This window comes from Verrucosispora sp. WMMD1129 (assembly GCF_029581255.1).
In the GTDB taxonomy this organism is placed as follows: domain Bacteria; phylum Actinomycetota; class Actinomycetes; order Mycobacteriales; family Micromonosporaceae; genus Micromonospora; species Micromonospora sediminimaris.
The window spans coordinates 3,668,861-3,694,218 of record NZ_CP120741.1 but is presented as its reverse complement, the minus strand read 5'-3'; the positions used below and the strand labels follow the sequence as shown (position 1 = coordinate 3,694,218).

The 25,358-nt window shown below is 71.1% G+C and carries 9 protein-coding genes; 2 read left to right on the top strand and 7 right to left on the bottom strand.

Features of this window, described 5'->3' with window-relative positions:
* Positions 1-23: 23 nt before the first annotated feature.
* Positions 24-566 (top strand): hypothetical protein, encoded by a 543-nt coding sequence (locus O7624_RS17160; protein ID WP_282236515.1) that lies wholly within the window; start codon positions 24-26, stop codon positions 564-566.
* A 17-nt stretch (positions 567-583) separates the two neighbouring features.
* Here the strand turns inward: O7624_RS17160 and O7624_RS17155 are convergent, their stop codons facing one another.
* Genes O7624_RS17155 through O7624_RS17135 form a run of 5 tightly spaced genes read right to left on the bottom strand, consistent with a single transcriptional unit; the run spans position 584 to position 23,121 of the window.
* A complete protein-coding gene (locus O7624_RS17155) occupies positions 584-1,429 on the bottom strand; it encodes a DUF6406 domain-containing protein (protein WP_282236514.1) in 846 nt (281 codons plus the stop codon).
* Positions 1,430-1,487: 58 nt separating this feature from the next.
* The gene (locus tag O7624_RS17150; protein WP_282236513.1) at positions 1,488-2,330 is read right to left on the bottom strand and encodes a DUF6406 domain-containing protein; all 843 of its coding nucleotides are present in this window, start codon (positions 2,328-2,330) and stop codon (positions 1,488-1,490) included.
* 29 nt (positions 2,331-2,359) lie between these two features.
* A complete protein-coding gene (locus O7624_RS17145) occupies positions 2,360-22,339 on the bottom strand; it encodes a toxin glutamine deamidase domain-containing protein (protein ID WP_282236512.1) in 19,980 nt (6,659 codons plus the stop codon).
* A 45-nt stretch (positions 22,340-22,384) separates the two neighbouring features.
* Positions 22,385-22,732: a hypothetical protein gene (locus tag O7624_RS17140; protein WP_093411127.1), complete on the bottom strand. Its 348-nt coding sequence runs from the start codon at positions 22,730-22,732 to the stop codon at positions 22,385-22,387.
* On the bottom strand, positions 22,729-23,121 hold the full coding sequence (locus tag O7624_RS17135; protein WP_093411219.1) for a YbaB/EbfC family nucleoid-associated protein: 393 nt from the start codon (positions 23,119-23,121) through the stop codon (positions 22,729-22,731). The genes O7624_RS17140 and O7624_RS17135 overlap by 4 nt, the downstream gene beginning before the upstream one ends.
* A 187-nt stretch (positions 23,122-23,308) precedes the next feature.
* Here O7624_RS17135 and mycP point away from each other — a divergent pair, with 187 nt between their 5' ends.
* Positions 23,309-24,571 (top strand): type VII secretion-associated serine protease mycosin, encoded by a 1,263-nt coding sequence (mycP, locus tag O7624_RS17130; RefSeq protein ID WP_282236511.1) that lies wholly within the window; start codon positions 23,309-23,311, stop codon positions 24,569-24,571.
* 97 nt (positions 24,572-24,668) lie between these two features.
* Here mycP and O7624_RS17125 read toward each other — a convergent pair whose 3' ends face one another.
* Both O7624_RS17125 and O7624_RS17120 read right to left on the bottom strand, forming a co-directional pair.
* A complete protein-coding gene (locus tag O7624_RS17125; protein WP_093411129.1) occupies positions 24,669-24,959 on the bottom strand; it encodes a WXG100 family type VII secretion target in 291 nt (96 codons plus the stop codon).
* A 15-nt stretch (positions 24,960-24,974) separates the two neighbouring features.
* The gene (locus tag O7624_RS17120) at positions 24,975-25,304 is read right to left on the bottom strand and encodes a WXG100 family type VII secretion target (RefSeq protein WP_093411131.1); all 330 of its coding nucleotides are present in this window, start codon (positions 25,302-25,304) and stop codon (positions 24,975-24,977) included.
* Positions 25,305-25,358 lie beyond the last annotated feature (54 nt).

Sequence of the window (25,358 nt, the reverse complement as noted above, 5' to 3'; positions counted from 1 at the left end):
GTCCGATCGGTACGGTGGGTCGCATGAACCCCCTGCGGAGCCGCACCAACGCGGAGGCGCACCTCTACATGGATCTGCACCCGTGCAGCTGCGGGGAGACGCGTTTCCCCCGGCAGAGCGCGGTGGTGGCCCTCGACGACGGTGACCTGGCCAGCCGGTACACGGGCGCCTGCGTCGGATGCGGCCAGGAACGGGAGTTCCTCTTTCGGCTACCGCCAGCGGCACCGCCGGCCGGCGGTGGTTTCCGCTATGGCGGGGACGAACCCTCCCAGTTACTCGACCCGGGGGAATGGCTGCTGGTCTCTGACGCGTACGCCGGTCAGGTGCCGGCCGACCCCGGGGGCGGTGAGGCCGGTCAGCGGGCGCGGGCCGCGCTGACCCGGGCGGTGGCCGCACTTGACGAGGTCGGCAAGTTCATCCCGCCAGACGGTGCCGTCGTCCCAGCGAACGCCTTCACCACGGACCGCGGCCGCCAGCTGCACCAGCGCGAGCCCGGCCGGTTCCGGCGCGACCGCCTCACCGCCGTCCGCGACGCGTACGCGGGCATGCTTTCCCGGCTCAGCTGAACAGCACTGTTGTCCGGCTACTTCTGCCCGCCCTCGTCGTGGCTGGAGTTCGAAACAGCAGTGGGGGGTACGAGCCGTGCCGCCGGATGATCTACCTCATCCGTCGGTGTCAGCCGACCGATCAGCTCCCACATCGACCCGGCCACCTCAGCGAGGCTCCGTTCCCGGCCGGCCGAGGCGGCTGGCCCGGCAGGGCCGACCAGGTCCAACTCGTGCACGAAGTAGACCGACTCGTCGCCCCTTCTGCTGGCTGAGACCACGAGCAGCCCGCCCGACGGATTGGCGATCACCAACCAGTCCGGCGACAGCCAGGGATCCCGGTGCACACGTTGGCCGTGTGCCAGGTCGATCGGGGGGCGTTCGGGGTGCACCCCGAACAGCGGGCGCTCCGGCAACAGGGTGAACGGCACGCCTGGGATGTGATGTTCCGTCTCAGGCTGTGCGCCGTTGGTCCGGCCAAGCCAGTCGCGATAGCTTGCTGGCAGCCGAGCGCCAAGGGCTGCCTCCAACGCCTGGAGTTGTGCTTCCTCCAGTTGGCCATAGGCCCGTAGCCGGGCCGGCCTCCAGAGCCGACCGGTGGGCGGATCCAACACCTCGTTCTCGTCCACCCGACGGACGGTGACCTCCCACTCGTCCGCACTGACCATGTCCAGATCCGCGAAGCGCCAGGTTTCCTCTCCCACCGGAAAGGTCCCGCCGAGGGTGACCTCGTGGGCGGAGTCATCTCCACCCGCAAAGGGCATGACGATGATTTCGGCCCGCACCGACGACCCCACGTCGACCCAGCCAACCGCGAGCCGGGCCAGGCCGACGCTCGTCGTCGTGTTGTTCCGGACGGTGGCCAGATGAGTGAACGAGCGCACCAGTTTCTCTCCCGGTTCTAGATCAGGTGGCGCAACGAACGGCCGGGCCGCACCCTGCTCAGAGCTGCCCGTTCTCGTAGTTGGCGGGGTCCGTGAAGGTCCCGGGCGGGTGGATCTCTGCGGGTGGAAGGTGGTCCAGCTCCATCGGGGTCAGCCGGCCGATGAACTCGTACATCGACCAGGCCACCGCCCGCAATTTTCGTTCCCGTGCAGCCGTAGCGGCTGGCTCGGCCGGGCCGACCAGGTCGAAGTCGTGCACGAAGTAGACGCTCTCGTTGCCCAACTCCGCCGAGACGACAAGCAGCCCACTGACTGCCTTCGCAATGACCAGCCAGGCCGGTGAGAGCCAAAGGTCCCGGTGGCGACGCTGGGCGTACACCAGGTCGAACGGGGGATATTCGGGATGAACGCCGAACAGCGGACCCGGCGGAAGCAGAGCGACAGGCATCCCGGGGACGTGATGTGGGACCTCAGGTTGCGCACCGTTGTTCCGCGCCAGCCAGTCGCGGTACCCGCGCGGCAGCTGGGCACCGAGCGCGACCTCCAAGGACTGGAGCTGGGCCTCGTCGAGCTGGCCATAGGGCCGCAGCCGTGCCCGCTTCCACAGCCGCCCGGTCGGCGGCTCCATCACCTCGTCCTCGTCCACCCGCCGGACGGTGACCTCCCACTCGTCTGCGCTGGACATGTCGAGGTCGGCAAAGCGCCAGGTTTCCTCACCCACCGGGAAGGTCTCACCGAGCGTGACCTCGTGGGCGAAGCTTTCGTCGCGCTGGAATGGCATGACGATGATCTCGGCACGCACCGGTGGCCCGACATCGACCCAGCCCACCCCGAATCGGGCCGGCCCGACCGGCGTCGTCGCGTTGTTCTGGACGACGGCCACATGCGTAAACGAGCGCACCAGTTCTCTCCCGGCTCCCTGAGGCACGATCAGGTGTCAAGCATGTCGTAAAGCTCCGGCTCAGTGGGAAGCACGAGACCGAGCAGGTCGCGGGCGATCCGTTCGGCCTCCGCACGATCCACCGGTGCCGGAGTCGCCTGCGCCGGCACCACGCCACCGGCCGCCCAGTGCAACGAGCGTCCCGGGCCGCCGACCTCGGACACCATCAGGCCGGCCACGCTACCGCCCGAAGCGAGCAACGCGAAGTAACCGATCACGTACCGGTCGTCATCGAGGACGGTGCGACCGAGGGTGCGCGGTGGCGACGCGGGCTTAACCGGGGGGCCGGGCTGATCGGTCAGCGGAGAGACCGGGCTCGGAACGACCAGCGGACGGTCGACGAGCTGCTCGACGGACGATCGCGGCGACGGCACGGGTGGCGGGACGTTCGCTACGGTGCCACCACCCGTCGGAGGCGACGACGGAGCGGCAACCGGTGACTGCTCCAGGTGCGCACACCAGGGCTGTAGCAGGTCAAGGAACGCACGAACCGGCATCGGCGGCGGGTGCTCTCGGTTCCAGGGATTACGTAGCTGCACCTGGCCGTCCTGCACTGCGACAATCTCGTAGACGTGCTCCTTTTTTAGCCCATACGGCAAGGTGCTAAGCCCGGAATACCTATCCATCGGCCACGTCGCGATGGTGATCGGGCTGCCGGCGGCGAGCAGGGCCGCCAGCTGACGCTCGACCGCCAGCTCTCGGCCCGGCGTGGTATCGAGGAGCGTCTGCCGGGCCGGCAGGCCGGTGAGCTGAGTGAGCAGCTCGGCCTGCATCAGGGTAGTGCTGCCGACGTTGAGGCGCGCGTAGCCCATCGGCGCGGCACGGTGTGGGTCGTCCTTGCTCTCCCACCCGCGCCACTCGCGCTGCCACTGCTCGTGCCGCTCAGCGGTCCAAGTTCGGTCGACCGCCGCGAGCGCCTTTTCCAACACTGCCGCCCACCCGACGCCGACTTCTGACTGGTCGGCGTACGCGGCCCAGGAACTCCCGGCGTGCAACGGTACGTCAGGGCGCACGTTGATCCGGATGCGTCGCCCGGTCGCCTTGGACTCGTCTCCGCGCAACACGCTCTCGTGTAGCAGAACGTCCACCGTGCCGTCCGGTTTCGGTTGAAACAGCTGAGGAATGCCCTCCGGCCGATGCCCGGCGAGGGCCGCCATCGTGGCCAGCATCCCGCAGTCGCCAAGCAAACCCTGCTGCACCTGCGTCCGTCGGGGCTGGCCGTCGAAGAGCGGCGCTGGCTGGCCAGTTGCCGGGAGCAGGGGGCGCCCGTACTCGATCGGGTACTTGGGCTTCGGGTCGGGCAGGGTCACCCGATCGGCGACCACAGCGACCTCGCTGGCGGTCACGCTCGGGATGACCTCGGTCTCGACAGACGGCTCGGGCGGCATCATCGCCTGCAGCGCCTCGGTCAACGCCGTCGGCACCAGCCCCATCCGCCGGGCGTCGGACTGGTAGTGGAAGCTGTGCGTGGTGAGCACCGCCACCGCGGCGGGATTCGACCCGTACTCCACGTGGAAGGCGGCGTACGCCCGCGTCCGGTCCTCGTCCAGCAGCGCGTTTCGGCCGGCCGGGGTGTTCAGGTCGTACGCCGGCGCCGACCTCTCCAGGTTGAACTCGGGGGCGCCTTCGAGGGTGTACGGACGCAGGTCGAAGCGGCCGGTCAGATCGACGTAAATGCCCTCGGTGGCGAGCCGGTCGGCGAGGCGTGGGTCGACTCGGCGGACCTGGTCAAGCAGGTTCGGCGGCAGACCGATGAGCTGCCCGGCGAGGGCGGGCATCCGGGGCAGCGAGGATTGGCTCTGCTCTCCGTGTACGGCCAACTCGCGCAGCTTCGCGGCCAGGTCGGCGGCGGGTGGCGGTTGGAAGTCGGGAGCGAGCCGGCTGCGGTAATCGATCGCGCGGAACCGCTCGACCATCGTCTGGTTGGGGTTGACGGCCAGGGCACCGGCCACCGCCTCCGGCGTGATCACCGGCAGGCTCAGCTGCATCACCTGGGTCCACACCTCGGCGGGGAGGACCGCGAGCCGGGCCGCTGCGTCGGGCGTACCCCAGCGGAGGCCCAGCCGGTCGACCAGGGTGTCGATCTCGGCTCGCAGTGCCAGCCGGGATGTGGGATCTGCCTGCGCGTACCAGGCGGCCATCAGCCGCAGCTCGGCAAGCCGGCCCCGGTCCCGGACCGAAAGGCCGGCGGGATCGATCGGCCCCTCCGCCGCGCCCTGATCGAAGAGCCCGACCTGGGCGGCGCCGGACTCGTGCCGGGCCAGCAGTTCGGCGGCCTCGTGCGCCACCCCGCGGTCGACCGCCAGGTCCGAGGCACGATCGGAGACCGTCAGGGTGAAGGTGCCGTCCAGGTTGCGGATGGTCTGCGCCACGACGCCGCTGGCGAGCGCGGCGGCGGTGACCCGCACGCGCAGCGGCTCCAGGCCGGGCGCGCGCAGCTCGTAGACGTCGTTGCCAACCGCCACGATCTGGTCCGCGCCGATCGTCTCCGCCAGGGCGGGTAGAACGGTCCGGGCCCGGTCCAGCACCGCCGGGGCGTCGGCGGCAGGACGGCCCTGACCGTGGAACTCCGAGCCGGGCAACGCGGCCACCGTGCTGCGTGCCGGCTCGACGTGGGCGTACCAGGGGCTCATCAGGTCGAGGAAGGCGCGCAGTGGCATCGGAGCCGGGTGGCGGGAGTTCCACGGGTTGCGCAGCTGCACCTCACCGTTCGACACCGACACGATCTCGTACGCGTGCCCCGCGACAAGTCCGTACGGTGGCTTGCCGCCTGGCTGGGCAGCGTAGGCGCTGGCCGGCCGGGTGCCGGTGATCAGTGGGCTGCCGGCGGCGAGCAGGGCCGCCAGCCGGGCCTCGGCGTCGGCCTCCCGTCCCGGTGTCGGGTCCAGTTCACTGACTCCGGTCGGCAGGCCGGTGAGCTGACTGAGCAGCTCCGCCTGCACCAGCCGGCTGCTGCCGTTGTCCAGCCGGGCGTAGCCGAGCGGTGCGGCCTGCGTGGCGTCCACGCCCGGTCGGGCCGTCCACTGCTGCTGCCACTGGTCGTGGCGCTGCTGGGTCCAGGTCCGGTCGATCGCCGCGATCGCCTTCTCCAGCAGCGACGCCCAGGACGCCCCGACCACGGACTGGTCGGCGTACGCGCTGCGACCGTTCGAGTTCGGATGCAACGGCACGTCCGGGAAGACGGTCACCCGCAACTGTCGGCCGGTAGGTGTGATCGCGCGGTCGGGCCCACTGGTCTCGTGCAGCAGCACGTCGACCGAGCCGTCCGGGTTCGGGTGGAACATCTGCGCGACGACGTCCGGCAGTTGACCGGCGACCGAACCGATCACGGCGATCATGCCGCAGTCGCCGAGCGCCCCCTGCTGCACGTCTTCCCGCTTCGGCGCTCCGTCGAACAACGGCGGCGGTTGCCCGGTGCGGGCGTCCAACGCCGGCCCGTAGACCGGACCTGGCTGGCCTGCCGACTCCGGTGGCAGGGTCACCCGGTCGGCCACGACCCGGATCTCTCCGGTGGTCTCCTGCGTCGCGGAGCTCTCCACGGTGGCGGGGGTGGCCGTCGACGCCGGGGTGATGCTGCGCAGTGCCTCGGTCAGAACGTCCGGTACCAGCCCCATCCACCTGGCGGTTCCCTGGTAGTGGAAGTCGTGCCCGGTGAGCAGGGCCGCTGCCTGGTCGCTGCGGAGGCTGCGCAGTGCCGCTCGGGCCCGCTGCCGATCCTCGTGCAGTTGGGCGCGCCGCCCGGCCTCGGTGGTCAGGTCGAACGCCGGCCGTGCAGCGCCGAGGTCGACGGCGGGCACGCTCGGCACCATGTACGGGCGCAGGTCGTAGCGCCCGGTCAGGTCGACATAGATGCCCTCGTTGGCGAGCCGGTCGGCGAGTTGCGGATCCACCGCCCGGATCCGGTCGAGCTGTGCCTGCGGGATACCGACGATCTGCCCGGCGAAGGCGGGCATCCGCGGCATGCCGGACTGTGCGTGTTCGGCCTCGGTCGCCAGTTCCCGCAGCCTCGCGTCCAGCTCCGCCTGTTGCGGAACCTGAAATTCCGGTGCCAGCCGGGCCCGGTAGTCGATCATCCTGATCCGCTCGACCTCGGTGAGGGTGGCGGCACCGGCGAGCACCGTCGAGACCGCGTCAGGCGTGATCGACGGCACGCTGAGTTGCATCAGGTGCGCCAGCACGTCCCGAGGTAGCAGCGCCCATCGCGACCGGACGTCCGGATCACCGACGCGCAGGCCAAGGTGACCGGCGAGCGCGTCGATCTCGGCGCGTACGGCCGGTCGGGCGGCCGGGTCGGCGGCGTACGTGGCGGCGAGCAGCCGGATCTCCGCCATTCGACCTCGGTCGTGGGCGGTCAGTCCGGCCGGATCGATCGGGCCGTGGATGTTGCCCGGGTCCAGCGGGCCGACCAGCGCCCGACCGGTCTCGTGCAGCGCCACCAGCTCGGCGACCTCGTGCGCGAGCGCCCGTGCCACCACCTGGTCAGCGGCCCGGTCGGACACGGTGACGGTGAAGGCGCCGTCGGGGTCGCGGTGCGACCGGGCCACCAGGCCGTCGGTCAACGGGCCACTGGTCAGCCGTACGGTCAGCGGGTGCTGCCCGGCGGAGCGGATCTCGAACAGCTCCGGCCCGACCGCGACCACCGCGTCCACCTGGGCGTACGGCGCCACTTGCGGCAGCACGGACCGGGCCAGATCCAGCACCGCTGCCTGGTCGGCGACCGGGCGGCCCAGACCATGGAAGGTGGAGCCCGGAACGGCACCGGCAGTTATCGAGTCACCCGTCGATACGCTGGCGTCATGGCCACGTCCGCCGACCTCTACGCCGCCATCCTCGCCGACCCCGACGACCTCGACCTGCGGTGGCGTTACGCCGACGCCATCGAGGCCACCGACCCGGAACGCGCCGAGCTGATCCGTCTCTACCTGGCCAGGTCCTACGGCACCCGGGAGTCGGTGTACCTGCACCGGCGCATCCGCCCCCGGCTCGCCGAGCCGGTCACCCACCTGCTCAACACCTGGCAGTTGCGTAACGGCCTGATCGAGTCGGTCACCATGACCGCCCGCACCTTCGTCGACCACGGCGAGGAGGTCTGGGCCCACCATCCCGTCCGCCACCTGGTCCTGGTCGAGGCCGCCGGGCTCATGACCGAGGTCGCCCAGGTCGCCTGCCTCAACCGGCTGGTCGCCCTCGACCTGAGCGGAAACCCGATCTGCGACGACGGGCTCGCCACGCTTGTCGATTCCCCCCATCTGGGCCGGTTGCGCTGGCTGGGGCTGGCGGGTTGCGGCATCGGCGCGGCCGGGGCCGAGGCCCTGGCCGCCACCCGCAACCTGCCCGCCCTGCGCTACGTCGACCTGTCCGACAATCTCGTTCAGGTCACCGCTCAGGGCTACGGGCAGCACATCGACGGATCGCCCGTCTGGGTCGAGATGCCCGCGCTCGGGCAGGAGTTGATCGCCCGGTACGGGCACCTGCCCTGGCTCGACGAGCAGTGGGGATGGAGACTGCTCGGCGTCGTCCGCTGGGACGAGGTCTGACGGTTCCAGCGGTGCGGTGCCGCCGCCGTCGGGCAACGGCACGGGCGGGACGCCACGGTTGGCCTCTGCGATCCGTTGGGCGTGGAAACGGATGCTGGGCGGGATACCCCGCGAGTCGTCTGGCAGCGCATTGGCCTGAAGTTGCACAGCCCGTCTGACGGCGGCACCGGTCTCAGCCAGGAGCGCACCGGCCACAGCGGCACCGCCGAGGACCCTGAGCTGGCCGGTGTTGTCTCGCAGGCCCAGCAGGTCGGGAACCGGTTTGTCCGCGTCGAGGGACGGCCCCTCAAGCGCCGACAGCTCCACCTCGGACAGCATGGCGTGCACGCCGCCGGGAAGCCGGGGCTCCTGACCGATGGACAGCACCACCCGGTCGTACATCTGCTCGGTGCCGTCGCTGAACCCGACGACGAAAGCTCCGTCCACGGTGTGTCGGATGCCGACGACGCTGCGCAACGACACGTCCGACACGCGCGCCTGGGCCGCGTCCGAGTACGCACCGAGGCCCGGCAGGTTGTTCCGCCGGTTGTCCCCGCCGCTGAAGCTGAACTCCAGTTGCGCCCGGGCATCGACTTCGGGATCACCGGTCACCCGGTGCGCCGGTAGTGGCCTGGCCTGAGCCGACCAGTCGATGCGCCCCGCCGCGGAGGCCGCGGCCTGCTCGATGTCCCACGCGCCGGACGGACCCGCGCCGTAGACCAGCACCCGGTCGCCCGGCTGGTAGGTGTCGGCCAGGTTCTGCCCGCCGAAGTCGACAGGTGGCGCGGCCGGGCGAGGATCGGTGAACGAGCCGTCCGGGGCATGGCCGAGCCGGGCCGAGACCTCCTCGGGCAATGCCCGGGGGTCCACCGGGTTACCCGCCTGGTCTTGAACCTGCCCGGTCAGGATGTTGACCGCGTGGCCGGAGGACGGGTCGACCACCAGCGGATCCGTCGGATTCCCGGTGAGGTCGGTGAGCAGCGGCAGTTCCGCGGCACCTGGGCCGCCGAGGACGGTTCGCACGGCCGGCGGAAGGCCATCCGGGTCGACGACCGCGCCGGTGGCGTCGCGGAACACCGGAGCCGCTCCGGACCGGTCCACGTGGTAACCGGTGGTCGGGTCGACGTACTGACCATCGGTGGTGGCCGGCGCGCTCGGCACCCGGGCCGGGCCGGGACCTGCCGCGATGTCCAGCGATGCGGTGAAGAACTCGCGTCCGTTGACGGTCACCCGGAAGTTCGCGCCATCGGGCCACCCGGCGCCATCGGCAGGACGAGGCGTGACCGAGGTGGCCAAGCCCTGGTAGGTGGGCATGCCGCTGAGCGCCCGGGCCGCGCCCACGGTGTCGGCGAACACGTCGGACGGAGTGAACTGGGTGCCCGCCTCGGCCAGTTCGGACGGTTGGAACGGCAGCCCGGGAAGTTCCAGCTCCGTGGGGACCTGCCCCATGAGCAGCGTCTGCCGTTCCGCCCACGGGTCGTGTCCCTGCGAGACGCAGAGCACCGGCGGCAGGCCGGTCCCGGTGTCGGCCGGGGCTCCCAGGGTGACGAAGTCGGCGGTGGCGGCCCAGCCTCCACCGATCACGAGCCGGCCGAAGACGTGGTCCGGTGCTGCCTCCAGCGCGGAGTCCACTCGGGCAGTCAGCGCGAGATCGGCCTCGTTACGCAGGGCGGTGGCCTGCTGGGCCCAGGCCCGGGCTTCGGCGCGAATGGCCGACTGAGCGGCGCGCAGCTCTGCGACGAGCTGTTGCCCGTCGCTCTGCGCCAGCCCGATCAGGCTCTCGACCTGCGGGGCGAGGTCACCAAGCTGGTTCCGGATCAGATCGAGGCGGGCCTGGGCCGCCTTCGGCCCGGCCACCGGCACATTGTCACCGTGTCCGTGCACCGGATGGAGGGGCTCCTGCTCCAGCAGGCCGGAGGAGACGAGCAGGCTCAACGCCTCGGCCCGCAGTTGGCTGGCCCGGGCCGGATCGGTCGTGGCGAAGCTGTCACTCAGCACGACCCGCAGCTCGGCGAGGTGACCGACGTCCCGAGCGGTGACGATCCGGACGCCGCCGGCCTCCGGCCGGGCCCCTTCGGCGAGGGCCGTGGTCGCGTCGAGCCGCAGCCCGGCGGCCCGATCCTGCGCGACGGTGTCCACTTCGGCGAGAGTTGCGACCACCGCGCGGCGGACATGATCCGGGTGTGCGCCGGTCGACACCTGCACCACGGCGCCATCGACGGCGTACTGGATGGTGGCGACGGGCACGAGTGGCGCGTTCGCCGGAGGGTCGGTCAGCTCGATGCGTACCCGGTAGGGGCCGTCGACCGTATTCAGGGTGATGGTGCCGGCGCTCAGGTCGACACTCGCCCCGCTGGGCAACGGATCTGCCGTCAGCGCGGCTTCCACGGCGGCCGAGGTACGCCCTGCGTCGGCGACGAGCAGCGCGCCGCCGAAGGTGGTACCGGCGGCAGCCCGCCGCAGATCGGGCCCGTCAGCAGCGGTCGCGGGGCCGGCAGCGCCCGGTCCCGGAGGGTCACCCGGGCCTGTGGGCCCGACGTCCCCAGCCGCCCCGTCCGGTTGCGTCAGGCGGTCGGGTCCGCCTCGGGCCACACCTGCCGGCCCTTGATCCTGCCCTCGCGTCGCGCCTGCGCGTACTCCTCCATCACCCGACGCGGCGGCAGGCTGGAATGCACTGTGATCACTCCCGACCGGTCGATGATGTAGCTGCCCTGGCCCACGTGCATCCCCGAGGTCCGCTCCTGCTCCGAGAGTCTCTCCCGGGCCAGCCAGCCGAACTCGAACTCCCGAAGCACGATCGGATTCCCGGTTCGCAGCAGTCGGCTGATCAGCGTCAGCGCCTCGTCCTCGGTCAACTCGCCCCTCTCCGTCAGGCACCATCATCGCCCAGAGGGCGTGGGTTTCCCGCACATCGGCGGCCGGCATCTCCACCGACGTCGTCCCGGTCTGCGGATCCCACCACACCGGCGCGTCGGCACCCGCCGGAAAGACGATCACGAAGGCGTGCGAGCTGTCGACCTCGGGCCGGCCAGCATCGTCGAGCACGACGTTTCCGGCCGCATCGAGGAGCAGCCAGTCCGCCACCACCAGCGCCGACGCTCCCGGGCCGGCATTCGCCACCTGCCGGTAAAGGTCCGCGTACTGGGCGGCGACCGCGTCCGCACGGGCGGACGGGTCCATCGGCAGGCTGCCGGGACCGCCGATCCATTCCCCGCCGATCCACGCTTCGGCGCGCTCCGGTCCGCCCCGCTCGCCGGTGACGCGGTCGATCGAGCCGTCGTCGAACCGGTCCGCCCATCGCGGTACGGACACCTGCGGGTCGCCGTGGAAGCTGGCCAGTGCTGCCAGCGACGAGTCGATGCAGTTGTTGGCGCGGCCAGGCTGCTCCGGTCCGCCGTCGTTCACCAGTCGCCCGTACGGATGGGTCGACGGGTCCGCGAAGATCGCGTACCCCTGCGGGGTCTCAAGGCTCGCCGCGAGATCGTCCTGGAAGCGTGGATCCTCCAGCGGCGCCAGCTCACCAGGCCCGAACCGGCGGCTCTCCGGCAATGACGGGGCCGGGGTGGTGGTGAGCGCGCCATCCGTCGATACGCTGCCGTCATGGCCACGCCCGCCGACCTCTACGCCGCCATCCTCGCCCATCCCGACGACCTCGACCTGCGGCGACGCTACGCCGACGCCGTCGGCACCACCGACCCCGAGCACGCCGCGCTGATCCGCCTCGACCTCGACGGAATCCGCAACACCCGGGAGGTGATGCTCCTGCACCGGCGACTCCGCCAGCGGCTCGCCGCCGGCGTCGCGCACCTGCTCGTCGACTGGCGGATCCGCAACGGCCTGATCGAATCGGTCACCATGACCGCCCGTGCCTTCATCGACCACAGCGAGCAGGTCTGGGCCCACCATCCCGTCCGCCATCTGGTCCTGGTCGAGGCCACCGGCCTCATGTCGGACGTCGCCCAGGTCGCCCACCTCGACCGCCTGGTCGCCCTCGACCTGCGGGGCAACCCGATCGGCGACGACGGGCTCGCCATCCTCGTCGACTCGCCGTACCTGCGTCGGCTCCGCTGGTTGGGTCTGGCGCGCTGCGGCATCGGTCGGGCCGGGGCCGAGGCCCTGGCCGCCACCCGTAACCTCCCCGCTCTGCGCTACGTCGACCTGCGACGCAACCCCGTGGAGGTCACCGCCCAGGGATCCGGGCAGGACATCGACGGCAAGCCCATCTCGGTCGAGATGCCCCCGCTCGGGCGGGAACTGATCGCCCGGTACGGAGCCCTGCCCTGGCTGGACGTCCAATGGGGATGGCGCTGGCTCGGTGTCGGGTGGGAGGAGGTCTGAGGCGTCCGACTCGGACGGGGAACCAGGGGTGGTCGGACCGTCACCTGGTGCGGCCGGCGGCGCCGGCCGGTTGGCCTCGGCGATCCGTTGAGCGTGGAACCGGATGCTGGGCGCGATTCCCCGAGAGTCGGCCGGCAGCGCCCCGGCCTGACGACGGATCGCCTCCCCCACCGTCTCGTCGACCCTGCCGAGCACCGGGCCAGCCACACTTGCCGCGCCCAGAACGCGTAGCTGACCACTGCCGTCGTGAAGTCCCAGCACGTCGGCGCCGCCTACCGGATCGGTCGCCGGCCCTTCGATAGGGGCGAGGTCGAGGTCGGGAAGCAGGCCGGCGACGCCTCCCGGGAACTCGGCCGCCTGGCCGATCGAGAGCACCACCCGGTCGTACGTCTGCCGGCTGCCGTCGGTGAACTCCACCAGGAAGCCACCGTCGACGGTGTGCCGGAGGCTGACGATCTCCCGCAGCGATCGGTCGACCTGGCTCTGCACCGTCTCGGCGTAGGCACCGACGTCGGGCAGCGTGTTCCGCCGGTTGTAGCCACCGCCGAAGCTGTGCCGCAGGCGTGCCTCGGCGTCCTGATCCGGGTCACCGGTGAGCTGGTCGGGCGGCGGGTCCATGGCGCGGGCCGACCAGTCGACGCTCGCGGCGGGCGACGCCACTGCCTGCTCGATGTCCCACGCGCCGGAGGCACCCGCGCCGAAGACGAGCACCCGGTCACCGGGGCGGTACGCGTCGGCGAGGTTCTGTCCACCGAAGTCGACAGGCGGCGCGGACGGCCGGGGATCACTGAACGATCCGTCCGGAGCGAAGCCCAGCCGGGCCCCGACCTCGGCCGGCACGGTACCGGCATCCACCGGCGCACCGTCGGGGTCGAGAACCTGACCGGTGGTGACGTCCACGGCGTAGCCGGACGTCGGGTCGACCACCAGTGGATCGGTGGGTCGCCCGGTCAGATCCGCGAGCAGCGGCAGATCCGACCGGCTGTCGCCGGGGCCACCGAGAACGGCTCGTACGGGCGGCGGCACGCTCTCCGGTCCGATCGGGTTGCCGTCCGGGTCCCGGAACAGCGGAGTGCTGCCGGAGCGGTCGACCCGGTAGCCGGTAGTCGGGTCGACGTAGCTGCCGGTGGCGTCGGCCGGCACGCTCGGCACCCGGGACGGTCCCGGCCCGCTGGCGATGTCGACGGAGGTGGTGTAAACGTCCCGGCCGTTGACTGTCACCCGGAAGTTGGCGCCGTCGGGCCAGCCCGTGGCGTCGGCCGGTCGGGGTGTGATCGAGGTGGCGGTGCCCTGGTAGGTCGGCATGCCGGAGAGCGCCCGCGCCGCGCCCACCGCGTCGGCGAAAACGTCGGAGGGGGTGAACTGGGTGCCCTCCTCGGCCAGGTCGCCCGGCTGGAACGGCAGGCCAGGCAGCTCCAGCTCCGACGGGATCTGTCCCATCAGCAGCGCCTGGCGTTCCGCCCACGGGTCGTGTCCCTGCGAGATGCAGAGCACCGGCGGCAGGCCGTGGCCAGCGTCCGCAGCGGCCCCCATGGTGACGAAATCGGCGGTCGCGGCCCAGCCACCACCGATCACGAGCCGGTCGAAGACATGGTCAGGCGCCACCCCCAGGGTGGCGTCCACCCTGGCGGTAAGTGCGAGGTCGGCCTGATCACGCAGCTCGGTGGCCTGTTGCGCCCAGGCACGCGCCTCGGCGCGGACAGCCGACTGGGCCGCCCGGATGTCCGCCACGAGCTGCTGCCCGTCGCTGTGCGCGAGCCCGATCAGGCTTTCCACCTCGGCGGCGAGCGGGCCCAGGTGATGGTGGATCAGGTCGAGGCGGGCGCGGGCCGCCTCCGGCCCCACGACCGGCGTGTTGCTGCCGAGCCCGTGCACGAGGTGCGCCGGTTCCTGTTCGAGGAGGCCGGAGGCGACGAGCAGGCTCAGCGCCTCGGCGCGGAGTTGCCCGGCGGTCCCCGGATCGTTGGCGGTGGAGCTGTCGGCGAGCACCACCCGCAGCTCAGCCAGCCGGCCGATGTCACGCGCGGTCAACACGCGGGTGCCGTCGCCCTCCGGCCGGGCGCCCTCGGCGAGTGCGGTGGTGGCGTCGAACCGCAGTCCTTCGGCCCGTTGCTGGGCGAGCGTGTCCACTTCGGCGAGTGCCGCCGCCACCGCCCGCCGGACGTGATCCGGGTGGGCGCTCGTCGAGACCTGTACGACGGCCCCGTCGCTGGTGTAGCGGATGGCGGCCACCGGCGCGACCGACGCGTCCGCTGCGGCCGGGGTCAACTCGACGCGTACCGGATAGGGGCCGTCGAGGGTGGCCAGGGTGACCGTGGCGGCGGCCGGGTCGGCACTGGCCCCGTCCGGCAGTGGCCCGGTGGTCAGGGCCGCCTCGACGGCGATCCTGGTACGCCCGGGGTCGGCGTCGAGCAGCGCGCCACCGAAGGTCGTACCGGCTGCCGCCTGCCGCAGGTCGGGGCCGTCTGGGTCGGCTGCGGGCCTGGAGTCGCCCGGTGGCGGCGGGCCGTCCACACCTGACGGCGCGGCGTCCCCGGCCGTTCCGACCGGCGGCGTCAGGCCGTCGGTTCCTCCGTCGGCCAGACCTGTCGACCCGTCATCCGGCCCTCTTGGCGGGCCTGCGTGTACTCCGTGATCAGCAGCGGTACCGGCAGACTCATCTGAACTGTGATCACTCCCGTCCGGTCGATGATGTAGCTCCCGTGGCCCAGTTGCCTGCCCTCCGCCCGTTCCTGTGGTGACAGCTGCTCCTTCGCCAGCCAGCCGAACTCGAACGGATGCAGCTCGATCTCGTTCGCCGTGCCCAGCAGGCGTCTGATCAGCGTCAGCGCCTCGTCCTCCGTCATCCGAAACCCTTTCCGCCATGGTCTCCATCGACCACAGCGCATACGTCTGCGACAGGTACGCGGCCGGGGGCTGCGGCCACGTCGTCCCTCGTTGCGGATCCCACCAGACCGGTCCGTCGGCGCCCTCCGGAAACACCACGACGAAGGCGTGCGAGTCCTGAAGCTGGACCTGGCCTCGGTCGAGGACGAGTTCCCCGGTGCGGGGATCCGTCCTGACCCATTCGGCCACGACGAGGGCCGCCGAGCCCGGACCGGCCGCCGCGACACGCTGATGAAGCTGCGCATACTGCTCGGCGACTTCCGCAGCGTGCTCGGCGGGGGTCGTGGGCAGCCCCTCCGATCCGCCGGACCAGTCGACGCCGAGCCATTCCTCGGCTCGGTCGAGCCCGCTCGCCTCGCCGGTGACGGTCTCGATCGAACCGTCCGGGCGGACGTCCGGCCAGCGGGGGAAGGACACCCGGGGGTCTCCGAAGAAGCTGGACAGCGCCGAGAGCGCGGAGTCCAGGCAGTTGTTGGCGCGCCCCGGCTGGCTCGGGCCACCGTCGTTGACCAACCGCCCGTACGGGTGGGTGGACGGGTCCGCGAACAGGACGTACCCGTCGGGCGTACGAAGGCTCTGCTCGACGTCCCACTGGTAACCCGGATCCTCCAACGGTGCCAGCTCACCCGGCCCGAGCCGCCGGGTCTGCGCCAACCCGTGATCGGTGTCGAGCGGCACCGACGACGGAACACCCGGCACATCCGGCGAACCCGGGCCAACGTCGCCAAACGCTGCCGGGCCGCTCTGGGCACCTGGGACGGCCGCGGTCAGCCCCCCGAGCGGCAGATCTCCGTCAGCTCGTCCTCCGTCGGCAACGGCACCGTCGCGAAGTGCGCCACCTGGCGCTCGGCCGTCGCCCGGTCGACCTGCTGGATCTCGTGGCGTTCCGGATTCGCCCACAGGATCGCTGCTGCCACGTCCGGCCGGAACGTCCACGCTCGCTTCGGTCGATCCCAGATCACCGCCTGGGTCGGCCCGGTGCTGTCCGCCTCCACGATCAGGTTCACCGGCGGGCCGTCCGGATCCTCCGGTCTCCGGAGGAGGAAGTAGCCGAACGTCAGCGCTGCCATGCACGCCCCCCATCAGGTCAGGGTCCAGACCCGGCAGGTCGGACGCGGCCAATCCTCGCGCGGCGAGCACGTCGGCGAACGTCAGGCCCTGCTGCCCGAGCCAGTCGAGGTACGACTCCCGGATACTCGCCTGCCGGGGCGACGCCATCCACTTGGCGAAGCTGGTGTCCTTCGGCGTGTCGAACCGGGCGCTGTCCATGCCCCCCGGCATGCTCGCCGCGATGCCGTTGGCCTTGTTGACGGCCAGGATGTCGAGGAACGCGTGTACGCGGGCGGCTGGCGACTGCGCCGGGTCACGCATCACCTCGTACTGGTCATGGGTCTGTTTGCCGACGTTGTAGCTGGTGTCGGTCGGGAACTGCAGCTCGAAGGTACGCCCGGACGGTGCGGTGAGCGTGCAGTTCAGGCCGAAGAAGCGATTTCCGGGGTGCCAGAAGTTCTTCAGGTCGGTGACCTGGTAGCCCTGGGCCTCCAACGATGTGAGGAGCGCGTCCACCGCCGGCCCGTACGCCTCGGACTCCGGTCCCCGCACCGAGAACCGCACCACGTCGTTGACGGTGTCCAGCGCCGAACCGATGTCGTACCCGAGAGGCTCCAGCTCGGTGCGGAACTTGCGAGCCAAGGACTCGGCGCCCTTGACGCGGTGCTGCTCGCCGAGCGTGCTGAGCGCGTCCGCACCGGTCAGCCCGAGCTGCGCGTTCACCTCGGCGTTGACGCTGTGCAGGTCGGCCAGGATCTGGTCGGCCTCAATCTGGGCCTCGGTCAGCGCGTCGAGCAGAGCGGCCTGGTCAGTGTCCGGCAGCCCGTCCAGGTAAGGACTGTCAGGTGCGGCGTCAGAGTCGTTCAGTCCGTCGGATCCGGGGCCGGCCAGACCTGCCGGCCGGTGATCCGGCCCTCCCGGCGGGCCGCCGCGTACCGCCTCATGATCAACGGTGGTGGCAGGCTGGGATGCACCGTCACTACTCCCGTCTGGTCGATGATGAAGACCCCCTGACCCAGTTGCCGGCCCTGCGTCCGCTGCTGCGGGGAGAGCGTCTCCTGGGCTGCCCAGCCGAACTCGAACGGGAACACCGCCACCGGGTTGTCCGTCCCCAGCAGCCTGGTCATCAGTTGCCGGGCTTCCTCCCTGCTCATCGGCATGGGCGGGCTGCACCTCCATCGACCACAGGTTGTGCGTCAGTCCAACATAGTCGCCGGGCAGCGGATCGGTGGTGGTGCTGCCGAACTGCGGATCCCACCACACCGGCCCGTCCGCGCCTTCCGGAAAGACAAGCAGGAAGACGTGCTCACCGGCGGGCTGCGTGTTGCCCTCGGCGTCGAGCAGCGGATCCCCGGTGTTCTCGTCGAACTGGATCCAGTCGACGGCGATGACCGCTGCCGCGCCCGGGCCCGCGTCGAGAACCCGCTGGTACAGCTGCTCATACTGTTCGGCGAGTGCGGCCGAACGCTCGGCGGGCGTACCCGGTAGGGCGTCGTTGTCGCCGGTCCACTCGCCGCCGATCCAACTCTCGATCCGGCCGAAGCCGTTCAACTCACCGAGCGTGGTGTCGACCGTCCCGTCGTCGAGCCGGTCCGGCCAACGCGGATGCGAGACCTGGGGATCCCCGTAGAAGCTGGCCAGCGCCGCGAGGATCGTGTCGACACAGTTGTTGGCCCGGCCAGGCTGGTCCGGCCCGCCATCGTTGATCAACTGACCGTACGGGTGGGTCGAGGGGTCGGCGTAGACCTCGTACCCCTCCGGGGTTCGCAGGCTGTCCTCGACATCGTCCTGGTACTGCGGATCCTCAAGTGGCGCCAACTGGTCCGGCCCGAACTGGCGCGTGTCCGGCATAGGCCAGCCCTGCATGTCCGGCCAGACGGCCGGAGCGGGATTCCCCTCCACGTCCGGATCCGGCGCGCCCTCGGGGCCCGGGTCGGGATCGCCCTCAGGATTCGGATCGCCCGGTGTCATGCCCGAGTCACGCGGGTCGGCCGGTGTCCCGGCGATGTCCGCGTCGGGCGGCGGTCCTTCCGGGCTGTTCGGGTCGATCGTCCCGTCGGAACTGTTCAGGTCGCCGCCCGGCGTACGGTCCGGGTTGTTCGGGTCGGCGACTGTGCCCGGCCGGCCGGTCGGGGAGTCATTCTGGTCCCGACCTCCCGTCGGCACGTCGGCGGTTGAGGCCGGCGGGACCGGCGCCGGCGTGCTGGCTTCGGGCACAGCGTTACTGATCGGATCGCCCTCGGCATCCAGCACGATCGACCAGACGCCGTCCACTCGGCCGGCGTGCAGTGGACCGCTGTCGGAGATCATCTGATTCTGACCGTCAAGCCAGATGATGGTGCCGTTGTGATTGACAGCATTCCAGGTGTGTGCGCCAGATCCGTCAGCCCAGCTGGTGACGATCAACGCCGCAGACCCCGGACCTGCCGCGCGGAGGGCCTCGGCGATCGCGTCCAGCCCAGATGTTCCGACACCCTGGTGGGCGAATGATGCTCCGAGTGCTCGCTCTTGCCGCCCGGTGCTGCCGGTCTCAACCGTCGTCGACGGCGCAGTTGCTGCGGCCACCTCTGGCCTACCGAACCAGGTAGACAGCACCGAAAGTCCGACGTCGGCGCAGTTGGTGTCCCGGCCAGGCACGGCTGGCCCACCGTCATTGATCAACCCGGTCCATTGGCCACGCGGATCCGGATGTACCAAAGGCCGCCCTGTCGCCTGATCGGCTGGAATGGCATCTTCCAGAGCCTGCTGGTCGATCGGGTCAGGCGGAACCAGGCCCTCGGGCTGCCCGTAGGGGCGGCTGTCGCTGAGCGGTGGGCCGACGCCAACCCCACCCGGTACAGGAGGTTGGTAAGCACTAACGTCCCGATCCGGGTCCGTTATGGGCTCGACGTTGAACTGCGGCAGGAAATGTGCGCAAGATCGGCACGGCGGTCGATAATGGCCGAGATCGTAGGTGACGCTGTCCGATCTAGCCTGTTTGACCTGGTGAGTAACGATCTTTGCGCCTTGCAGAGCATCCTGGGCGTACTGCCCGAAGGTGCCGGGCTCTCCGGCGTTCCGCCATTGCTGTTCCAGTAGATAGAGCTGGTCGGAAACCAGGGCGACCTCGGCACACTTTCCGTGCCCGCCACCCACACCGTCGACAAGGGTCGCCGCGATGCGGTCCAGTGCGGCCTGGGCGAGCGGATGTACCCGGGGCTGTGTGGGCGGTTTCGTGCCTCGGTCGGTGGTCATGCTGGTGTGCGTGGTGATGCTGCCGTCGGGCATCAGCAGCGCACCGGCCATGCCGGGCTGCTTGCCCTTGGATATCGTCCCGGCCTTCACCTCTCGTCGGACAGTCTCGGCAAGCGTCCGTGACGCCTCGATCAGCGCGCGCTCGGCTTCGGGGCCGTTCGGATCACCGTCGACCGAGGTCGGAGCCAGTTGCCAGCTGTAGGTGCCGCGGCCGGTCGGCCCCTCCGACCGTTTGAGGGTCTGCGGGTCGACCGGGCCGGTCGCTGTCTCGGGACCGGGGTTTGTCGGCCCGCTCTGGAGGGTGCCGCTGCTGGTCGGCACCGGGATCACGACCGGCCCGTCGGTGCTCTGCTGCGCCTGGTCGGTCCGCTCAGGGTTCGGGTCCGCGACCGTGTCCGTGCCGGCGGGAGGAGTGGCGTCGACAGGGGGCGTCGTCGGCTCGATGCCCGCGGTCTGTGCCGGCACCGTCGGGGTGAGCGGGTCTGCTGGCGCAGGTGTCGCGTCCGGCCGAGGCATGGACTGCGCCGGTTGGGCCGGGGTGGCCTGTTGGGCGGGCGTAGCCGGCTGTTGGGTGGGTCCGGCCTGCTGGGTGGGTCCGGCGGGCTGGGCCGGGTTCGTCGTGGTCGGGCCCGCAGCGGGCGCGAGGGAGATCGAGCCTGCCGTGTTCGCCGCTGTCGGATTGACCGCCGGCCCGACCGGCGTACCCCGGCCGGGTGTCGGTTGCGTGGTGTTGCCGGAGGGCTGCTGGGTGTTCGTGCCCGTGGTCGGTGTACTGCTTGTGGTCGGCGTCGAGGCGCTTGGGGTGTTCGCCACCTGCGGGCCGGTCGTGGCGGGTGTGCCGGTGGTGGGCGTCGGGTTCGTCGCGGTGGTCGGTCCCGTGGGCGCGGCCGTGCCGGGAGGCGTCCCTACCGCCGGGGCGGTTGGTGGCGCCGTCACCGGGGCTGTCGTACCCGGTAGGACGGTGGGTGGCGCATCCGGGGAGACGGACGGGCCAGCGGTGTCGACCGGCCCGGCGTCGGTGACGGCAGGCACCGGGCTGTCGGTCACCGTTGCACCGGTCCCGGTCGAGCTGTCGGCGGGCGGCGCGGCGGTCACGTCCGACGGTGCGCCCGTGACCAGCCCACCGTCGGCCCGAACCGTCGCCTCGCTCGTCGTCCGGTCGCTGACGCTGGTGTCGGTGTTCGTGCTGGTCCGGTCAGTGCCAGGTGATTCGGTGACCGGCGCACTCCGGCCGTCCGACCCGCCTCTCTGGTCGTTGGTGGCAGTGCCGCCATCCCCGATGCCGTCGCTGACGGCCGGGGTGCCGTCCGGCGTCGTGGCCGCCACGTCGCCGGGCACTCCCACCGGGGTCCCGGTGGAGCCGTCGACCCGCGACGGGTCGGCGACCGTCGCCGTGTCCCCGGTCGGCACCCCGGCATCCGCTGCGGGTGCATCGGAACCATCGTTCGTCGGCGTCACCGAACCGTCCGCGGACGGAGGCGCGAGGCTGATCGAGCCCGCTCCGCTGTCGGGGACCGTGCCGGTGCCGTTCTGGCTCGTGCCGCCGCCCGTGTCGCTCGTCCCGGCACCGGAGGTACCGCCCGCACCGTTGGAGGTGCCGGCACCGTCCGAGCCGGAGCCGCCGACACTCGTCCCGGCATTACCCCCGGAGGCGGCCGAACCGCCGTCCGACGCCGAGCCTGTGCCGCCACCGGTCGCGCCGGCACCCGACGTGGAGCCACTGCCGGTCGAGCCGGCACCGGCGCCGTTGGCACCTCCACCGAGGTCACCCAGGCCACCGACGCCGCTTGCGTCTCCGACGCCGACGCCGGGACCGGTCCCGCCGACGGGGCCGGCATTCGGCGCGACGTCGAGCCCCATCCCGCCGAGGATCGCGTTCGTGCCCCGCGCCATCAGGTTGCCGGTGGCACCACCGGCGAGGGTCGCTCCGGTGCGGCCGGCACCGCTGGCGAAGCCGCCCAGGAACGCGTCCGCGCCCGGCATCGCCCACTGCCCGTTGATCGTGCCGTTGGCGAGCACACTGGCGGCCGGCGAGATGACGGCGTTCTGGGCACCGGAGGCGAGGCTCGTGCTGCCCCAGCGAACCACGCCGCTGCCTCGGAAGGAGAGCTGGGAAGGGCTGAACGAGAACGGCATGCGGGGTGCCACTCGTCGGCCGGCCCAATTCATGCCGGTGCCGAGTACCGCGCCGTAGGCGCCACCCACGCCGGCGGTGAGGGTCCGGTTGCCGTCCCACTGCCGCCGCGTGCCGGTGTGCATCTGGTACGCCTGGGCACCGACGTCGATGATCAGCTCCTCGCCGATCTCCTCCACCAACTCACGGCCGAGGCGATTGAGGCCCTGCCGGAAGCCCTGGCTGGTGGCCATCTGGCCGAGCCGGGTGCCCGCCAGCCGCAGCGCGGCTCGCATTCCCGCCCGGGTCAACAGCTGCCGACCCATCTGAGCGATCAGTCGCCGGAAGGCGATCGTCACCGCCTGCCGGCCGCCAGCCAGGATGCCCGGGATGGCGCCGGCGGACACCCCGCCCAACCAGGCCATCAGGAGCGCGACGAAAACCGCGATGACTGTGATGATGACCGCGATCAGCACGGTCAGCTTCGCGTACTCGATTTCCAGAGCGGCCTGGTCGCAGCCGGCTGCGTACGCGGCGGAGATCTCCTGAATCAGTGGCAGGCCGGTGTTCGGGTCCACACCGATCTGGTTCCACAACCCGCCGAACGCCTCGCCGGCGCCGCCGCCCCAGCTCTGCAGGATCCTCATGACCGCCGGATCGGCTTGGCCAAGTGTTTCGCTCACCGCGTCGGCCAACGCCTGCCACGCGTCGGCCAACTCCCGCATCCGGTCCTCGTCGCCGCTGGGCCAGGCCTCTCCGGCGCTCACCCAGCAGATGGCGTCCCAGACCCACGCGTACTCGCCCAGCGAGTTCCTGGGATTGGGTATCGCCACCCCTGAAGCCCCTCTGTCCGATGTCGACCCGTAGCGGGTGAGCTGCTACTTGTCGTCTCCGCCGAACAGCGTCTTGACCATGTCGTCGGTGTCGACGGTGCCCTCGACCGCCCCCTTGACGGTGGGCCCCAGCACCTCGACCAGCGGCACCAGATCCGCGGCGAGGTCGAGGACCCGCTGCGCCGGCTGATCGTCACCACCGAGGTAGTTCTTGTTGAACTCGTTGCCCGGCTCGTCGTCACCCCAGGGACTCGGCCTGGCGGCGTTGAGAGTGTTGATCGTGGCGGCGACATTGCTCCAGGCCGCAGCCAACCGAGCACCGGCCGCGCCGAGCTCGTTGGCGCCCTCCAGGGCAGCGTCGGGCTTGACGAAGGTCTCGCGAAGGTCGCTCATCGTCTCTCCTCCCCGGGCAGATCGCTGTCCAACTGACGGAAGATGCCGTCCAGATCATGATCGATGTACGCCTGGAACTGACTGTCCGGTACGAATGGACGGAGCAGCTTTTCGACCTCGGCCATGGCCTGCTCGGTAGCCCGCCGGATCGTCTCGGTGACCGTGGCGGAAAGCTCCTTCGAGTTGGGCCGGCGGTAGATACGCGGATCGAACTCGACCTTCGTCACCTGACCACGAGGACCGACCGTGACGGTCACCAGGCCGTCTTCGGAGGTGACGGTCGCCTTCACCGTCTTGATCTGCTGTTGCAGGTCGCCGACACCGGAGCGCATCCGCTCGAACTGCGCCATCAGCTCGTCGGCACGGGCGCGCAGCGCCTGTACGTCCATGGCGTGTTCCTCCCCGCGCAGGTCCCATCCGCCGCCCACGCCCGGGCGTGACAACTCGACCATACTGAATGGGCACGACATCGGTGTGCCCGGTCTGGCGGCGGCCCGCCGCTAGGATGCAGCGGGACCGGTTGACGGGAGGCGTGCAGACATGTTCCGGGACCGTCCTGTCGCGACGTTTGCGCTGATGGGGACGCTGTTGACCACGGCTCTGACGATTCCCGTCGCGAGCCCGGCGGCTGCCGCACCGGCGATTTGCGATAATCCGAGCGATCCGGGAGAGGTCAACACCGAGACTCCCTGGCATCAGCGGTGGCTCGCCCCGCAGCGGGTGTGGCCGTTCAGCACCGGCACGGGAGTGCGGGTCGCGGTCGTCGACTCCGGCACGGACAGCAGTCACCCGCAGTTGGCCGGTCGGGTGGTCACCGGCTTCGACGCCCTGCGCGGCACGCCGGGGGGCGACGTGGACTGCGTGTCCCACGGCACCGCCGTGGCCAGCATCATCGCCGCTCGCCGCCAGGACGGAGTGGGCTTCCACGGTCTGGCGCCGGACGTCACGATCGTGCCGGTCCGGGTCAGTGAACGCAACGCGAACGAGGGCCCGGGCGCTGGCGGCGAGACCGTCACCGGGGCCGTCTTTGCGCAGGCCATCCGCCACGCGGTCGACGACGGTGCCGATGTCATCAACCTGTCGGTGACGTTGTACCAGCCGGATCCTGACGTTGAGCAGGCCGTCCGGTACGCGCTGGAGAAGGACGTCGTGCTGGTCGCCGCCGCCGGCAACCAGCACCAGGACGGTGCCCGCCCCGATCCGGTGCCCTACCCTGCGGCCTACGACGGCGTGATCGGCGTGGGCGCGATCGACCAGTATGGGGCCCGGATCCGGCAGTCCCAGATCGGGCCGTACGTGGACATCAGCGCTCCGGGCGGTGCGGTGGTGGCGGCGACCAGACTGGCCGGACACAACACCTACGACGGGACGAGTTTCGCCGCCCCGATGGTGAGTGCGACCGCCGCACTGATCCGCGCGGCGGAGCCGAACCTGTCGGCTCGGGAAGTCACCAGACGCCTCCTGGCCACCGCCGATCCGGCCCGGGGCGACGCCACACGCGGCTACGGCAGCGGCGTGGTCAACCCGTACCGGGCGGTCACCGAACGACTGACCACCGGGGACCCGGTGGCCCAACCGCCCCTGCCCGAGGTGCCGTACGACGCAGCGGCGCAGGCCCGCTCGGACCGCTGGGCGGTCTTCGGCCGGCTGGCCCTCTGGATCGGCCTCGCGCTGGCCATGGTCGCGGTCGGTGTCGGGGTGCTGGCCACACTGCTACCGCGCGGCCGTCGCACCCGTTGGCGGCCCACCCGCCCGTCGGCACCGCCCCCGACCGAGCCCGAGATCGACGAACCCGAGGAGGTTTTCTTCCGGGTACCCAATTCGATGCCGCGCGGTTGAGCGCGGCGTCGCCAGTCACCGGACGGCGAGTGCTGTCTTGCGGCGCAGACGGCGATGGCCCGGCGCGGGGCCGGGCCATCGGTGCTGCGATCTCGGTTCAGCCGCCGAACTTCGCGCGGTTCGCCGCCTCGCGGGCCTGCATCTTCGCAGCCGACTCACGAAGCGCCTTCTCGATCCGCCCAAGCAGGTCACGAAGGTCGTTGGCGGCCGACTCCCACTCAGTCTGCCGCTGGAAGTACGCCTCCCGGGCGTCGCCGTCCCAGGTGGCCAGCAGCGGCGCGATGCCGGACTTGAGCCCGTCCAGCTCACCGGTCATGTTCCGGACCGCACCGCTGCAACTGTCGGCGGCGGCGTTCAGCCCGGCGAAGTTGTACCGAATCTCCGTCATGAGTCTTCTCCCCCGTCAGAGCTTCAGCGCCGCGGTGATCTGACCGGCGGTGGCACCCGCGCCATCCATGTCGGCCCGGATCTCCTCGTCGCTGACGTCGTAGTCCTTACCCGCAGACCCGACCGCCTCGGCGATCGCCCGCAGCGCGACGTTGAGGCGGGCCATGTCCTGGTCGAACCGCTCACGCACCTGCTGGAAGGAACCGGCACCAGCGCCCTTCCACTGGTCGTACAGCGGCGCGAGCTGGTCCATCAGCGAGTTGAGGTTGCCGGTGAGCCGATCGGCGACGGCATCGACGTCACCTTCGGTCTTCAGCATCAAGCCGGTGTCGGTGTTCATCGACATGGCGGAAGTCACCCCCGTCCTCAATTGATCGCCCCGACTCACCGGGGCGTCCTG